Here is a 15,361-nt window from a genome sequence, read left to right on the forward strand (position 1 = left end):
GGGGAGAGGTTATGTCCCACAAGTCAGGAGCAAGCGGGAGTTATACGCTGTCCCGTAAAGCGAAATGGTTTTCATCGTGGAACAGTTATTTGTTTGTATTGCCGGCACTAGTGTTTATGGTTGTCTTCATTGGGTTTCCGTTAATTTACAACCTGATTATGAGCTTTCAAAACGTCAATGTGTACAACTTGAGCGGAAAACACGATTTTATCGGTTTCTCCAATTACATTAAATCCTTGAAAGATCCCGTATTCTATACAGCATTGCAAAACTCCGTAGTATTTACGGTGTTGAGCTTGTTCTTTCAATTTACGATCGGCTTTGCGCTCGCACTGTTCTTTAATTTGAAATTTCCGGGACGCAATTTGTTCCGTTCCTTAATGCTGCTGGCCTGGATGCTGCCGGTGGTGATTAGCGGCACCGTGTTTCAGTGGATGATGTCCGGGGATTTCGGGGTCATCAATTATTTTCTGCAAACGTTAGGGATCATCGATCAGCCCGTAAACTGGTTGAGTGAAGGAAGCACCGCTTTGCTGGGTACGGTTGTAGCGAACATCTGGATCGGGATTCCGTTCAACATGATCATTCTGTTATCCGGCCTGCAAGGCTTGCCCGATCACCTGTACGAAGCGGCCAAGCTGGACGGGGCTAACCGGCTGGTACAATTCCGGCATATTACCCTCCCGCTGATGCGCCCGACGATTCTCGTTCTGCTGATTCTGGGCATTATCAACACGTTCAAAGTGTTCGACCTGATTTTCATCATGACCTCGGGCGGACCGGTGACATCTTCGACCGTGCTGCCGATTTACGCGTATCAGATGTCCTTCACGACGCTTGAATTCAGCCAGGGCGCTTCGGTGTCGATGATCATGTTCTTGATCCTGATCGTTATTTCCATCGTGTACCTGAGAATGTCCAGCAAAGAGGAGGTCCACTAAATGACTAAGACAAAATGGCGTTCCGCCGGTGGAACCTTGATCGGCATTCTGATTATGATCGTCTTTCTTTTCCCGGTGTATTGGATGGTTAAAACCTCGGTTACGCCGGTTACGGAGCTTTATCACAATCCGCCTCATATTTTGCCGGTCGCGGCTACGTTCGAATCGTATATCAACAACTTTGTCCGCAACCAGGACATGATCGGCTATATCGGAAACAGCTTTATTATCGCCGCGGGAACCATGATTCTGTCGCTGCTCCTGTCGGTTCCGGCAGCCTACGCTTTGGCACGGCTCTCTATCAAGGGGAAAGCGCTGATTATGATTTCGGTGCTGTCGATTCAGATGCTGCCGGGAATTATGATGGCGATGCCGCTGTATATCATGTTTTCCAAGGTCCAGCTGATCGACAATTTTGCCGGACTGATCTTCGCGGACCTGATCCACTCGCTGCCGTTTGCCATCATTACGCTCCGTCCGTTTTTCCTGGCTTTGCCGGGCGGCTTGGAGGAAGCGGCGAAAATCGACGGCTGCAACAAGTTCACCTCCTTCACCAAAATCATCCTGCCGCTGGTAAAACCGGGCCTGATGACGGTCGGGGCCTTCTGCTTCCTGTTCGGCTGGGGAGATTTTATTTTCGCCCTGACGCTGACCTCCAGCAACGAAGTTCGCCCGCTGACGCTCGGGTTGTACCGCTTTATCGGGCAGTACGGCACCGAATGGAACAACCTGATGGCAGTGGCTACGCTGGCGGCTTTGCCGATCATCATCATCTTTGTATCCATGCAAAAATACGTGGTCGGCGGGGTTACGGCCGGGGCCATGAAGGATTAAAGGTGGAATTGCACCGCCTGCCTATGAAAGGGGAGAGAGCATGAAGCCTTTGGTATATATTGCGCGGGATTTGCCTGAGCAAGCGGCGGAGTTCCTGGAACAACATTGCGAGTGCCGTTATTGGCAAGGTCCGGGAGACATTACCGGCGCCAAGCTGGCGGAGGAAGTCGGAGATGCCGAGGGGCTGCTGGTGACGGGAACGCCAATTGATGAAAAGGTGCTCGCCGCAGGCTCGAAGCTAAGAGTAGTCGCCAATTTGTCGGCGGGATACAACAACCTGGATTTACAGGCTTTAAAAGAGCGGGGAATCGTGGCCACCCATACTCCTTATGTTTTGGATGATACGGTAGCCGACCTTGCGATGGCGTTAATCCTGTCGTCCGCTCGCAGAGTGACCGAGCTCGACCGCTTGGTGAAAGCAGGACAATGGAAAAAAGGCATGGACGCGGAACTGTACGGGCTGGACGTGCATCACAAACGGCTCGGTATCATCGGCATGGGCCGGATCGGCGAGGCGGTAGCCCGCCGGGCGAGCCTCGGTTTTGAGATGGATGTGGCTTATTACAACCGTCGGCGCAAGCCGGAAGCCGAGGAGCGGCTTGGCTTGACCTACTGCGGGCTGGAGGAATTGCTAGGTACATCGGACTTCGTGCTTTTATTGACCCCGTTGACGCCGGAAACCCGGCATTTGATGGACGAGGCGCTGTTCAGGCTCATGAAGCGAAATGCCATCTTTATTAATGTATCCCGTGGGGAAACGGTTCGGGAAGAAGCGCTCGCTAAAGCGTTGGAGGAAAAATGGATCGCAGGCGCAGGTCTGGATGTCTATGAGCAGGAGCCGGTGTCGCCGGGTCATCCGCTCCTTCGGATGGACAATGTGGTGACCCTGCCGCATATCGGGTCGGCCACGGCCGAAACCCGGATCAATATGGCGATGTCCGCGGCCAAAAATCTGGTGAACGCGTTGACCGGCCAATCGCCGCTCGATATCGTGCCGGAGCTTAGGCAGTATTTTTTATAAATATATATAGACAGGTGGAGGAACAGGGATGAAATTTACTGATGGGTATTGGCACGTAAGACCGGGAGTCACGCTCAACTATCCGGTGGAGGTTCGGAGCGTCCGTACGTCGCCGGAGCAACTGACGGTACTGGCTTCCTGCAAAAAAATCATCACGCGGGGCGATACGCTGAATACCGCGATCCTGACCGTCAACTACACTTCCCCCATGCCGGACGTTATCGCGGTGGAACTGGTCCATCACAGCGGCAAGCTGCCGAAAGGGCCGGTATTCGAGAAGCATGTCGACGAAGGGGCACAGGTATCGGTCGAAAACGGTGAGGAGATCGCTACTCTGACCAGCGGAAGGCTCAGTGTTCAAGTCAACAAAAACGAAGGCTGGAGCACGCATTTCATTTACGACGGCAAGCGGTTGACGGGCAGCGGCTACAAAAGCCCGGGACATATGAAAATGCCCGATCAATCCACCTACATCCGGGAACAGCTGGATTTGGGTGTAGGCGAATATATTTACGGGCTCGGCGAACGGTTTACGCCGTTCGTAAAAAACGGGCAGGTCGTCGATCTGTGGAACGAAGACGGCGGAACGTGCAGCGAGCAGGCTTACAAGAACGTACCGTTCTATCTCTCCAACTATGGCTATGGCGTATTCGTCGACCATCCGGAGCGCGTCTCCTATGAAGTAGCTTCGGAAGTCGTGTCCAAGGTGCAGTTCAGCGTACCTGGCGAAACGTTAAAATATTATATCATCGGCGGTTCCAACCTGAAGGAAGTGCTGAACAACTATACCAAGCTGACCGGAAAACCGGCGCTGCCGCCGGCCTGGTCCTATGGCCTTTGGCTGACGACCTCGTTTACGACCAGCTATGACGAGGGCACGGTAAACAGCTTCATCGACGGCATGATCGAGCGCGACATTCCGCTGCACGTGTTCCACTTCGACTGCTTCTGGATGAAAGAGTTCCATTGGTGCGATTTTCAGTGGGACAAGGATGTATTCCCGGATCCTCAAGAAATGTTGAACCGCTTGAAAAGCAAGGGCCTGAACATCTCCGTTTGGATCAACTCCTACATCGCGCAGCAGTCGTACTTGTTCGATGAAGGCAAGGAAAACGGCTACCTGGTGAAAACGAAGGACGGCGACGTCTGGCAATGGGACCGCTGGCAGGGCGGCATGGGCCTTGTCGACTTTACGAATCCGGCGGCGGTGCGCTGGTATCAGGACAAGCTGAGAGCGCTCATCGATATGGGCGTCGATTGCTTCAAGACCGATTTCGGAGAGCGCATTCCGACGGACGTGGTTTATTTCGACGGCTCGGACCCGGTCAAGATGCACAACTATTACACGCATTTGTACAACAAAGCGGTGTTTGAAGTGCTGGAAGAGACGAAGGGGAAAAATGAAGCGATGGTATTCGCCCGCTCGGCGACGGCGGGAGGCCAGCAGTACCCGGTCCATTGGGGCGGCGATTGCTCGGCCACTTACAACTCGATGGCCGAAACGCTGCGCGGCGGTCTGTCGCTAGGTCTGTCGGGCTTCAGCTTCTGGAGCCACGACATCGGCGGCTTCGAGAGCACGGCCACCCCGGACCTGTACAAGCGCTGGTCCGCCTTCGGCCTGCTGTCCTCGCACAGCCGCCTGCACGGCAGCCAGTCCTACCGGGTGCCATGGCTATTCGACGATGAAGCGAGCGACGTGCTGCGCCACTTCACGAAGCTGAAATCCACGCTGATGCCGTATCTGTACGGCACCAGCGTGGAGGCGACCCGGACGGGCGTGCCGGTCATGCGCGCCATGGTCCTGGAGTTTCCGGGCGACGCAGCCTGCGAAACGCTGGACCGCCAGTACATGCTGGGCGACTCGCTTCTCGTCGCTCCGATCTTCAACGACGAAGGCACGGCCAAGTATTATTTGCCGGAAGGCCGGTGGGCCAACTTCTTGAGCGGTGAAGTCGCAGAAGGCGGCCGCTGGGTACAGGAGCGCCATGATTACTTCAGCCTGCCGCTGATGGTCCGCCCGGGCAGCCTGATCGCGGTGGGCGCGAACGATCTGCGGCCGGACTACGATTACGCCGACGGCGTGGCCTTGCATCTGTTCGAGCTCGGCGACGGACAGGCGGCATCCGCTTCCGTATGCAACGCCAAAGGCGAGCATGAATTGGAAGTGAAGGTAGCCCGTCAGGGAGGCAAGCTGACGGTCACCGCCGAAGGAGCGGATAAGCCATGGAAGCTGGTGCTGCGCGGCATCGCTCAAGTTTCGTCGGCCGACGGCGGGACGGCCTCGGAAGGAGCGATGGGCGTGACGATCGCCGCGGATCGTGGCGTCCGTGAGCTGAGCATCGAGCTGTAAGCTTGGCTGATTAAGGGTGCGAATAGGATAGCGTAAATAAAGACAGGGTTGCTTTGCAGGTTAAAAGCACCCTGTCTTTTTGGATTAAGTCGCTCCAGCAGCTAAAATAACTGGAAAACCTACATCTATTTTTCGGCCAGACGGCCAAAATCTTAGATTAACTGGAAAACCTCCATCTATTTTCAGGGTTTTAGCAGCTATCAGGCCAATTTCGCGAAATTAACTGGAGGTTTTCCAGCTAAATGCTGCAGAAGAGACGGATCGTCTGAATTAACTGGAGGTTTTCCAGTTAATTGCGCAGTCTCAAGTAACTTTGAACCCGGAAGGAGTAACTTTGAGCACCAAGCAGATTGAACGATAAAAAAGTGACTGTGCCGCGAGGTAAGTGGCATTCTAAGCGACTTAAGTGGTGGTAAGTTAGGAATGAGGAGCGGGGGGAATAAGGCATAAGGCAGGAGCAGTAGCAGAAGCAAGAGGTAGCAAGAAGAAGCAAGAAGAAGCAAGAAGAAGCAAGAAGAAGCAAGAAGAAGCAAGAAGGCCGGACTGAAGACGGCCGAAATAGACAGAATTACGCCCCGATAAGCGGATTTTTTCCCTACCCAGATTGGCGGGGGGAAGGTACAATCTTTGTAAACGCTTTACGTAAAGGGAGGAAGAACGAATGAAGCTGCATTTTACCGGAATTGCTGCCGAGGCGGGACTATTGCCCGGAATCGGGGAGTTAGCGAAGGAGCTGTCGTTCATCGAAGCCGCAGACGGGCAGCCGGTGCAGGTGGGGCTGTCGGACGGAGGGCTGGAAGTCGGGCTGGAGGACGGAGCAGCGTACATACATTATGAGCGGAAGCATCAGTTTTATCGCGGTCTAGGACTGCTCGTGCAGTATGGCCGGAACGGGAGAGCTTTTCATATCAAGGAAGAGCAGCAGTTCGATACGATCGGGCCGATGTTTGATCTGTCCCGCAACGGCGTGTTGACGGTGGACAGCTTCAAATTCATGCTGCGAAAAATGGCCCTGATGGGGTTGAATTCGGTCATGCTCTATATGGAGGATACTTACGAGATCGAGGGCGAACCTTACTTCGGATATATGCGGGGACGCTATTCGCCGGCCGAGCTGCGGGAGATCGACGATTATGCGGATCAGTTCGGCATCGAGGCGTTTCCGAGCATTCAGACACTGGCGCATCTGGAGGAATTCCTTAAATGGGAGCCGGTATCGGGATATAAAGATACGAAGGGGGCCCTCCTGGTTGGCGATGAAGCGGTGGAGGCGCTGATCGGAAACATGCTGGAGGCGGTCAGTGCCCCGTTCCGGAGCCGCAAGATTCATATCGGGATGGACGAGGCGGAGGAACTGGGCCGGGGCAAATATTTGGACCGGAACGGTTACCGGAGCCGGTTCGATATTATGACGGGTCATCTGGAAAGGGTGCTTGAGGCCGCGCGAAACCTCGGGTTAAAGCCAATGATGTGGAGCGATATGTTCCTCAAATTCGCCTCCGCCGACGGCAGCGAGCATTATGACGCCGACACGCCGATTCCGGAGGAGATGGCCCGTCGCATTCCGAAGGATGTCGACATGGTGTACTGGGATTATGCCCATCAGGAGCAGGAGGATTATGAAAAGCTGATCGCCAAGCATCGCCCGCTCGGCTGTAACCTTGTTTTTGCGGGCGCGGTGTGGGTGTTTAATACGTTCGGCGTTAATTACGGCCTTTCGCTGAATGCGACCGATGCCGCCCTCCAGGTTTGCAAACGGGAAGGCATCAAGGAAGTATACGCGACGATGTGGGGCGATGACGGAATGGAGAGCAGCCCGTTCGGGGCGTTGTTGGGTCTGCAGTTTTATGCGGAATACGCCTACACGGCGGGCAAACCGGCTTGGGAACAGGTGGCCGAGCGCGTTAAGTTCTGCACCGGGATTGAGGCGGAAACGTTCTTGAAGCTGAAGGACCTGGACGAGACGCCGGGGGCGGAGCCGGACAACCGGAAGCAGAGCAATCCTTCGAAATTCCTGCTGTACCAGGACGTGCTGCTGGGCCTTTTCGATAAACAGATCGAAGGGCTGGAGATGTCCGCCCACTATGCGAAGCTGGAGCAGGACATCCAAAGCCGCCGCACGAAGGACGCGGAGCTGGATTACATCTTTGAGGTGCCGGAGAAGCTGTGCGCGGTGTTGAAGATAAAAAGCGAGATCGGTATCGACCTGAAGCGGGCTTATGATGCGGGGGATTGTGCGGCACTGAGAGCGATCGCCGGGGACGTGCTGCCGTCAATCGCCGAGGCCGTAAAGGCGCTACGGGCCGCGCACCGGAGTCAGTGGCTGCGCATGTTCAAACCATTCGGCTGGGAGGTGCTCGACATCCGCTACGGCGGGGTCTTGACCCGGCTGGATACGGCTTCTCTCCGGCTGCTTGATTACGTGGAAGGGCGTATTAGCGTGATTGAGGAACTGGAGCAGGAGCGGCTGGTGTACAGCTCGGTCAATCGCTTCAATCACAAAGGAGCCGGCTGGTGCAGCTACTATTACCGCATGGCTTCACCGAACGTGTTTTTTCATGTTTTGAACCCTTTTTGAGAAGCGAAAGACCGGGCCGTTCAGTGAACGGGCCCGGTCTTCTTCTTTCATTGAATAATCGGAAATTATGTATTAAGCTGCGTAACCGTTCGGAGGGAATGGATTGTTGAGCTGATAAGTAGTCGAACTGGAGTATCCCCATACCAGCCACTGAATGGCATATACCGGAGGAAGAAAAATATTAAACAGGACATAGGCTCCGTTCTTTCCGAAAGCGTTCAACAATTTGACTTGCCAGATAATCGAGAATACGATATTGGCGACCGGCACGCAGTACATAAGCACCCACCAGCCGCTTTCTTTGATCAGTCGAAGCTGCAGGATGTTCATCAGGATCGGAACGAAAGCAAACCAGGCAATATGGTCCAGTCCGGCCTTCTTCGCCAGCGAAAAATAGGCGCCCGCAAACAAGACATACATCGCGATTACGAGCAAAAATGCAAACCACATACAATTAACCTCCCTCAAATGGATAAAATAAGTTCCTTATACAATTCTATATAAATAACAAAGCTCCTTTCTTCAAGTACAACTTTTATCCGGTACCTTTATTTTTCTGCGGATACCGAGGCCCGATTCTAGAGAAGTTCCTTCCGCTTCTTCAAATACAGGTACAAGACCAGGCTGGCCAATGAGCAAATCACGGCACAAAAGCCGATAAAGGCATAGCCTGCCTGCAGTCCCCGAAGCAATCCGATCTCCGGGCCTTGGCTCGTTATAAAGAGCTGCTTGATGCCGCCGGTGATTGCCCCGATTAAGTAATTACCGAGGACGCTACCTACCCCTATCATCGTGACAATGAAGCTGATGGCGGTATCGCTATTTCCGCGGTAGCGGTCGGCGATCAAGGCCATAACGGTCGGGTAGACGGGGGCGATGCCGACGCCGGCAATGGCGAATAAGGCCGCGCCCGGTTCCCCCGCCAGGATGGCCGCAAAGGTGCAGATCCCGGTAAATCCGGCAAATATAATCAGGGAAAGCGTATATCCGATCTTATCCGTAATGGGCCCTGCGACAAGCCGGGCAAAGGTGAAACAGAGAAAGAATGCGGATAGCATTCCGGACGCCGTGCCGGTGTCCCAGCGGTAAGCTTTTTCCAGGAAGTTGACCAGCCAGCCGCCGACCGCCATTTCCGAGATGACTCCGAACGAGAGAATAGCCACCAACAGCCAGATTACCGGGTCGCGCATGAAGGATTTGACCGGGATCCGGTCTTCTTCGGCTACGCTTTTAACAGGAAACCGTCCCAGCAGGGCCGGGATCATAGGAATGAGCGATAGCAGCAAAATGACCAAGTACATGCCTCTCCAATCCAGCGTATGTTCTCCGATGGTTAGCGTCATCAGTCCGGTGGCCAGCATGGGCGCGACGATGGAGCTGAGTCCGTAGAAAAAATGGGCGAGATTCATCATGGTTCCCATGTTTTTTACGAAAATCTGCGCCGCCAGCACCGCGAGGGCGATTTCCAGCATGCCGTTGCCGATGTACATAAGGAAATAGGAACCGGACAAAGCCGGATACGTGCTGGAGAAAAACATCAATACTCCCGTAAAAGCCATGAGGCCGAAGGAGAGGACGCTGACCCATCTGACGCCCCATTTTCGCACGAGAAAAGCGGTAAAAGAGCAGGCGAGCAAATAACCGAGCGAATTCAGCGACAGCAGGGTTCCGATTTGCATCTCATCCAAATGAAAATCGGTCTGGATGCGCGGAATGGCGGGACCTTTTACATTTTCGGAAAATCCGAAGATAAAGAAGCCGATAAATACGGTCAGCATCGGGAAAAGAACTCGGATACTGCGTTTGGTTTTTGCCTGAACAGGCTGCGAATTTGTCATGTGTCCTCCATGAAGCGGATTGATTTTCGGTTCGGGGTCCGGGGTTCCTACACGGTGCCGAACAGGGAAAATCGTAACACAAACTTTAGGAAAGCGGCCATATAACTTTTAGACAAAAATGATGCCCAAAAAAGGGAGAACCCCCTTTTCCGGCGGTCCGGCAAAGAGGGTCCGGCTGGTTGCGGGCGGTTAGGCCCGCTCCAACATCTAGCGGTTAATATCGCACTTGTTCATAATGAACGAAATTTGATTTTCCAACCGGTGGATGCGTTCCTGTGTTTCTTGATCCCCGGCGCCTTGTCCCCGCAATTCGGCAAGCTCCTGTTTAAGCTGATGGAGATCGTCTCCGGCACTTGCGCAGTCGTAGTCGCTTTCCAGATTGTCAAGCATGGTCGGTCCTCCTTGTTTGTCATGTTGCCCTTTCCTATTATGGAGGATTATTCCGGAGTTATTCATCTCTTCAGGACCGGATTAGACCAGCTTTTTACGGATAGCTCCCGAGATCAGGTCGATGACCGTGATCATGACGATAATACCGAGCAGGATGATGCCGACGCGGTCCCAGTTGCGGGAACTGAGAGCGAAAATAAGCGGAGTGCCGATGCCGCCGGCTCCAATGACGCCAAGAATGGTGGCGGACCGGAGGTTGATTTCAAACCGGTAAAGCGTGTAGGACATAAATCCGGGCAGCACTTGGGGCAGCACGGCGAACCTTAAAATCTGGAGCCGGGTCGCTCCGGCGGCGATCAGCGCTTCGGAAGGCCCCGGGTCGATCTGCTCAACCTCGTCGGCAAACAGCTTGCCGAGCATGCCGACGGAGTGCAGGCCGAGCGCCAGCACGCCGGCAAAAGATCCGGGCCCGACCGCTTTGATGAACAGCAGCGCCATCACGATTTCGGGGAAGGTCCGGATCAGGCTGAGCAGCATTTTTCCGGAACCGGAGGTCAAGCGGGAACGGCTCATATTGGCTGCCGACCAGAACGCGAAGGGAAAGCACAGAATCGTGGAGATCAGCGTTCCCAAAATAGAGATGGCCAGCGTATCAAGCAGTCCCCGCAGCAGATCTTCTCCGTCCGGCAAATAGACATAGTCCCAATCCGGCGAGAACAGGCCCGAAGCAATCGCCTTCGTCACTTGCCCGGCCGTCTCCTTGATCCCGCCGAAGGGAATGCCGGCAAAGGCCCAGACATAAACAGCGGCCAGCGCGATATAGATGAACCAGCGGAGCGGACTTTTTTTCGGCTTGGGTGCGATTTCGTTCCATGACTTCGTCATAACAGTCTCTCCCGCAGTTTTGTGCTGATATAGTCGATGATCAAGACGACGGCGAGGGTGAATAGGATAATCATGCACGTCTTGTCATATTCAAAAAATCCGAGCGTCACTTCGTAATAATGGCCTATGCCGCCGGCTCCGACGAGCCCGAGCACCGCTGCCGCACGCACGTTGATTTCGAACGTGTACAAGGTGAACGAAGCGAAATGAGCCTGGATTTGCGGGACTACGCCATAAACGATGATCTGTACGAGATTTGCCCCGGCGGCGGTCATCGCTTCCAACGGACCGGGGTCGATGGCCTCAAGCGCTTCATAAGTAAGCTTGGTGATTAGCCCTAACGAAAAGACGGACAAAGCGAAGATCCCCGGCAACGGGCCGAGTCCGAAGATGGCGACGAAAAGCGCGGCCAGCAGCAGGTCGGGAATCGTCCGGATCAGATTCAACAGAAAGCGGACCGGATAATAGATCCATCTGCTTTTGATGAGATTGGCGGCGCAAAGGAGCGCCACCGGAATCGCCAATAGCGCTCCGATCGTCGTGCCGACGAGAGCCATGCGGATCGTCTCCAGCATCGCTTCCAGAATATTGTCGAGATAGGTCCATCTCGGCGGAAACATATCCCAAAGCAGATCGCGCATATCGGGAAAGCCCCGAACCAGTTCGCTCAGCGTGGAATCCGTCTGCACGGCGCTTCCCCAAATCAGCAGCAGGATAAAAGCCGCGGTCAGATAATGCTTTGTTTTGCCCGGGGGCTTGGGCCGGATCGGCGCACGCCGTCCCTGTTGTTCCGCTTCCGGATTAGCATTCATACGGCGGCATCCTCCAACATTTCTTCCTTGCCGAGCGGCCGTCCGTAAATCTCGGCGAATTTCTCGTCCGTAGCTTCCGACACCGGGCCGTCAAAGACGACTTCTCCGGCTCTTAGGCCGATGATCCGGGTAGCATACTGCCGGGCGAGATCGATGAAGTGCAAATTCACGATCGTCGTAATTCCGGATTCCAGATTGATCCGTTTCAAATCGTCCATGACTTGCTTGGTCGTCAGCGGATCCAGGGAAGCCACCGGTTCATCGGCCAATATGATTTTTGCCTCCTGCGCCAGCACCCGGGCTATGGCGACCCGCTGCTGCTGCCCGCCGGACAATTCGTCGGCGCGGGAGTAAGCCTTCTCGGCAATATTCACCCGGTCCAGCGCCTGGAAGGCCAGTTCTACATCCTGTTTGGGGAACCGGCCCACAACCGTGCGCAGGGTGGAGTGATAGCCGACGCGTCCGGCCAGCACGTTGCGGAGCACGGACGTACGCTTCACAAGATTGAAGCTCTGAAAGATCATGCCGATGTCCCGGCGGATCATGCGCAATTTTTTGCCTTTGGCTGCTGTAATCGATTTGCCGCCGATGATGATTTCGCCTTCGGTAATATCATGAAGCCGGTTCATCGACCGTAAAAGGGTCGACTTGCCGGCACCGGACAATCCGACGATCGCCACGAATTCCCCCTGGCCGATCGTCAGGTTGATATGGTTCAGTCCTTTGGTTCCATTAGCGTATGTTTTGGATACGTTGCGGATTTCGATCACGAGGCATTCCTTCTTTCCAGTGCTGAAAACCCGGCCTTTTGAACGTGTGCTCTGTTAGGAGTTCGTCCAAAAAGCCGGATTTCGGGTCGTTTTTTAAATTGTGTATATACTACTCGGTCTTTACCTTTTCGCCGTATTCACGGACGATATCGAAAAGGCTGTCTTCGGATTTAACATATCCTTCGTGCGTGTAAATTTCGGAAATGATCTTGTGTCCTTCTTCGTCCTTACCGATCTCGATGAAGGCGTTCTGCAGCTTCTCGATCCATTCTTGGCTCATGTCGGAACGGACGCTGATCGTATCGTTCGGAATTTTTTCCGTATAAGTCAGGACTCTTGTATCTTCAAACACGGTCGGATAATCGTTCTTTACGACGTTACGGGCATCCTGGAAAATCGCGGCGGCGTCAACATCGCCGTTCAACACGGCAAGCACGCCTTGGTCATGCCCTTTTACCGTAATCGGTTCTACATCCTTCAGCGGATCGATTCCCGCTTCCAGCAGCTTGCCTGCCGGCCATACATACCCCGCCGAGGAGGTTACGTTTTGATAAGCGATCTTTTTCCCTTTAAGGTCTTCGACTTTTTGAATCGGGGAATCTTTTTTGACGATAATCATCGCTTTATAGAAGTCGACCAGTTCGTCGGTCGGTTCGCCGGTTTCGTCCTTAACGCCAAAACGTTGCGCTTGGAGGATTACTTCGGCGGCGCCTTTCTCTTTGGCGAGTACATAAGCGGTTGGAGGCAGGAAGCCTACGTCGACTTTTTTGGAAGCCATCGCTTCAACAATTACGTTATAGTCGGTTGACACGCTGACTTCTACCGGAATGCCGATCTTGTCGGACAGCAGCTTTTCCAGCGGCTTGGCTTTGGCTTCGAGTGTATCCGCATTTTGGGAAGGGACGAATTGTACAGTCAATTTCTCCGGAGCATATCCGGTATCTTCGGAAGCCTTGTTGTTGCTGGCGTTCTCGGCTTTCGAATTTTCCTGGCCGGCGTTAGCCGCCGCTTTGCCGCCGGTGTTCGATGCGGCTTCATTGGCACCGCAGCCGCTGATTACGGCGATGGATAAGAACAGGGGCATGATCAATTTCGTGATTTTTCTCAAAGGATATGACCTCCACTTTTTTTATTGGACAATTCCAAGCCTTTCTTGTTCCACTATACGAAGCAACTATTAACGTGCCGTCAGCGGAATGAAAAATTTGTGTAAAGTCATGAAATTTAATATAAAACTGCATGTCGGATGCTAGAATTCTAGAATAATGCTTGGAGAAGGAGAGGTTGCTATGGATTCTGGACAAACAAAAACAATTACGGTGCTGGCGACCAGCGATATCCACGGACATCTTCATCCAACCGATTACCGGAGCCAAGGCGAGTGTGACCTCGGTTTTGGAAAGCTGGCGGCACTGATCCGCAAAGAACGGATGCACAGCCCCGAATTGCTGCTGTTGGATAATGGAGATTTGATTCAGGGGTCTCCGCTGTCTTCTTTTGCGATAAAAAACAAAACGGGGGTCCATCCCGCCGTGGCTGCGCTCAACGAACTGAACTATGACGCCGCCGTGCCGGGCAATCATGAATTCAATTACGGGTTCGGGACGCTGCGCAATGTCATGAGGGATTCTGCGTTTCCCTGGTTATCGGCGGGAATAACGGCACAGCGAAGCGGAGAGCCCGCTTTTGGCCAGCCGTATCTTATAAAAATGATAGATGGGGTTAAGGTAGCGGTGTTGGGCTTGACTACGCACTACATTCCAAACTGGGAGAACCCCGCCCATATCCAGGGTTTGCAATTTCACGATGCTCTGGAGACGGCGAAAGCGTGGGTGCCCCGTATCCGGAAGGAAGAGGCGCCGGACGTGCTGGTCGTGTCCTATCACGGCGGATTTGAGGCGGATTTGCAGACCGGCGCTCCAAGCGAAAAACCGACCGGTGAGAATCAGGCCTATACCATCTGTACGGAGATAGCGGGCATCGATGTGCTAGTTACCGGGCACCAGCACCGGCTTCTGGCCGGGGAAGTGCATGGGGTGACGATCATTCAGCCCGGTTGCAACGGCCAGGCGCTGGGAAAAATCAGCATAGATCTCGTTTCGGAGCAAGGCCGTTGGGTCATTACGGAAAAACGGGCGGAATTGCTGAAGCCCGATCGGCTTGTGAAGCCTGATGCGGCCGTGTTGAACCTCAGCCGGGAGTTGGAAGACCGGACACAGGCATGGCTGGATGAGCAAATCGGGCAAAGCGAGGCCGGGATGACGTTAGCCAGCCCTTTAGCGTGCCGGATCGAAGAGCATCCCTTCATCGAATTCACCAATCGTGTACAGATGGATAGCGCGGGGGTGTCGGTGTCCTGCACGGCTTTGCTCAGCGAAGCGTCGAAGGGCTTCGGCGAGGCCATTACTCGGCGGGATGTGCTCACGAATTTTATGTATCCGAATACGCTGACCGTCCTGCGGCTGACCGGACGCGACATCCGGGCGGCCCTGGAACAGACGGCATGTTATTTCGTCATGGATGCCCATGGGAATCCCGCGGTCAACCCGGCGTATCTGGAGCCTAAAGCCCAGCATTACAATTACGACATGTGGGAAGGCATTGAATATACGCTGAACGTTGCCAGACCTCCCGGCTCCCGGGTCACCCGGCTGAAGTATGACGGTGTGGAGCTATCGGATGAAATGGAGCTGGATGTCGTTATGAACAGCTACCGAGCAGGCGGTGGCGGGGACTATGCGATGTTTCGGGGCAAGGAGATCGTCCGGGAGATTTTGAGGGATACCGCTGAACTGGTCGAAGAGTATATTACGGAGCGGGGGAAAATTCCGGCCGAATGCAATCATAACTGGAAAGTGGTAGTAGAGCCGTAATTTGCGGCATCATAAGGATCTTCTCCACCGATGGAAGGATATGTTATCTTAAAGGGGGAGGAGGTCCTG

Annotated in this window: 13 protein-coding genes; 6 read left to right on the plus strand and 7 right to left on the minus strand. The window is 54.1% G+C overall.

All coding sequences use genetic code 11. From position 1 onward, the window contains the following. Positions 1–11: 11 nt before the first annotated feature. The 5 genes from ACLB09_RS13710 (at position 12) to ACLB09_RS13730 (ending at position 7,724) form a co-directional block, all read left to right on the plus strand. The gene (locus ACLB09_RS13710; protein ID WP_410770395.1) at positions 12–941 is read left to right on the plus strand and encodes a carbohydrate ABC transporter permease; all 930 of its coding nucleotides are present in this window, start codon (positions 12–14) and stop codon (positions 939–941) included. Continuing rightward, positions 942–1,775, plus strand: coding sequence for a carbohydrate ABC transporter permease (locus ACLB09_RS13715; RefSeq protein ID WP_211023132.1), 834 nt, complete (start codon positions 942–944; stop codon positions 1,773–1,775). 40 nt (positions 1,776–1,815) lie between these two features. Beyond that, the gene (locus ACLB09_RS13720; protein WP_410770396.1) at positions 1,816–2,796 is read left to right on the plus strand and encodes a 2-hydroxyacid dehydrogenase; all 981 of its coding nucleotides are present in this window, start codon (positions 1,816–1,818) and stop codon (positions 2,794–2,796) included. Between the two features lie 28 nt (positions 2,797–2,824). Beyond that, a complete protein-coding gene (gene yicI / locus ACLB09_RS13725) occupies positions 2,825–5,146 on the plus strand; it encodes an alpha-xylosidase (RefSeq protein WP_410770397.1) in 2,322 nt (773 codons plus the stop codon). A gap of 661 nt (positions 5,147–5,807) precedes the next feature. Further along, the gene (locus tag ACLB09_RS13730) at positions 5,808–7,724 is read left to right on the plus strand and encodes a beta-N-acetylhexosaminidase (protein WP_410770398.1); all 1,917 of its coding nucleotides are present in this window, start codon (positions 5,808–5,810) and stop codon (positions 7,722–7,724) included. Between the two features lie 72 nt (positions 7,725–7,796). Here ACLB09_RS13730 and ACLB09_RS13735 read toward each other — a convergent pair whose 3' ends face one another. The 7 genes from ACLB09_RS13735 to ACLB09_RS13765 all read right to left on the minus strand — a co-directional run bounded on the left by ACLB09_RS13735 (position 7,797) and on the right by ACLB09_RS13765 (position 13,503). Further along, positions 7,797–8,174 (minus strand): DUF5684 domain-containing protein, encoded by a 378-nt coding sequence (locus tag ACLB09_RS13735; protein ID WP_410770399.1) that lies wholly within the window; start codon positions 8,172–8,174, stop codon positions 7,797–7,799. 128 nt (positions 8,175–8,302) lie between these two features. Further along, positions 8,303–9,562, minus strand: coding sequence for an MFS transporter (locus tag ACLB09_RS13740; RefSeq protein ID WP_410770400.1), 1,260 nt, complete (start codon positions 9,560–9,562; stop codon positions 8,303–8,305). 207 nt (positions 9,563–9,769) lie between these two features. Beyond that, positions 9,770–9,952: a DUF2524 domain-containing protein gene (locus ACLB09_RS13745; RefSeq protein WP_410770401.1), complete on the minus strand. Its 183-nt coding sequence runs from the start codon at positions 9,950–9,952 to the stop codon at positions 9,770–9,772. A gap of 81 nt (positions 9,953–10,033) precedes the next feature. After that, positions 10,034–10,837, minus strand: coding sequence for a phosphonate ABC transporter, permease protein PhnE (phnE, locus tag ACLB09_RS13750; protein ID WP_410770402.1), 804 nt, complete (start codon positions 10,835–10,837; stop codon positions 10,034–10,036). Beyond that, positions 10,834–11,649, minus strand: coding sequence for a phosphonate ABC transporter, permease protein PhnE (gene phnE / locus ACLB09_RS13755; protein ID WP_410770403.1), 816 nt, complete (start codon positions 11,647–11,649; stop codon positions 10,834–10,836). The genes phnE (ACLB09_RS13750) and phnE (ACLB09_RS13755) overlap by 4 nt, the downstream gene beginning before the upstream one ends. Beyond that, positions 11,646–12,419: a phosphonate ABC transporter ATP-binding protein gene (gene phnC / locus ACLB09_RS13760; RefSeq protein ID WP_410770404.1), complete on the minus strand. Its 774-nt coding sequence runs from the start codon at positions 12,417–12,419 to the stop codon at positions 11,646–11,648. The genes phnE (ACLB09_RS13755) and phnC overlap by 4 nt, the downstream gene beginning before the upstream one ends. Positions 12,420–12,528: 109 nt before the next feature. Further along, a complete protein-coding gene (locus tag ACLB09_RS13765) occupies positions 12,529–13,503 on the minus strand; it encodes a phosphate/phosphite/phosphonate ABC transporter substrate-binding protein (protein ID WP_410770771.1) in 975 nt (324 codons plus the stop codon). 205 nt (positions 13,504–13,708) lie between these two features. On the opposite strand from ACLB09_RS13765, the gene ACLB09_RS13770 reads away from it, so the two are divergent. Further along, complete coding sequence (locus tag ACLB09_RS13770) at positions 13,709–15,292, plus strand: bifunctional metallophosphatase/5'-nucleotidase (RefSeq protein WP_410770405.1); 1,584 nt, start codon at positions 13,709–13,711, stop codon at positions 15,290–15,292. Positions 15,293–15,361: the final 69 nt, after the last annotated feature.

The organism is Fontibacillus forbon (assembly GCF_046559655.1).
Lineage (GTDB): Bacteria > Bacillota > Bacilli > Paenibacillales > Paenibacillaceae > Fontibacillus.

Coding starts and splice junctions, on each gene's coding strand:
- ACLB09_RS13710 (WP_410770395.1), top strand. CDS start 12: ATGTCCCACAAGTCAGGAGCAAGCGGGAGTTATACGCTGTCCCGTAAA.
- ACLB09_RS13715 (WP_211023132.1), top strand. CDS start 942: ATGACTAAGACAAAATGGCGTTCCGCCGGTGGAACCTTGATCGGCATT.
- ACLB09_RS13720 (WP_410770396.1), top strand. CDS start 1,816: ATGAAGCCTTTGGTATATATTGCGCGGGATTTGCCTGAGCAAGCGGCG.
- yicI (WP_410770397.1), top strand. CDS start 2,825: ATGAAATTTACTGATGGGTATTGGCACGTAAGACCGGGAGTCACGCTC.
- ACLB09_RS13730 (WP_410770398.1), top strand. CDS start 5,808: ATGAAGCTGCATTTTACCGGAATTGCTGCCGAGGCGGGACTATTGCCC.
- ACLB09_RS13735 (WP_410770399.1), bottom strand. CDS start 8,174: ATGTGGTTTGCATTTTTGCTCGTAATCGCGATGTATGTCTTGTTTGCG.
- ACLB09_RS13740 (WP_410770400.1), bottom strand. CDS start 9,562: ATGACAAATTCGCAGCCTGTTCAGGCAAAAACCAAACGCAGTATCCGA.
- ACLB09_RS13745 (WP_410770401.1), bottom strand. CDS start 9,952: ATGCTTGACAATCTGGAAAGCGACTACGACTGCGCAAGTGCCGGAGAC.
- phnE (WP_410770402.1), bottom strand. CDS start 10,837: ATGACGAAGTCATGGAACGAAATCGCACCCAAGCCGAAAAAAAGTCCG.
- phnE (WP_410770403.1), bottom strand. CDS start 11,649: ATGAATGCTAATCCGGAAGCGGAACAACAGGGACGGCGTGCGCCGATC.
- ACLB09_RS13765 (WP_410770771.1), bottom strand. CDS start 13,503: ATGCCCCTGTTCTTATCCATCGCCGTAATCAGCGGCTGCGGTGCCAAT.
- ACLB09_RS13770 (WP_410770405.1), top strand. CDS start 13,709: ATGGATTCTGGACAAACAAAAACAATTACGGTGCTGGCGACCAGCGAT.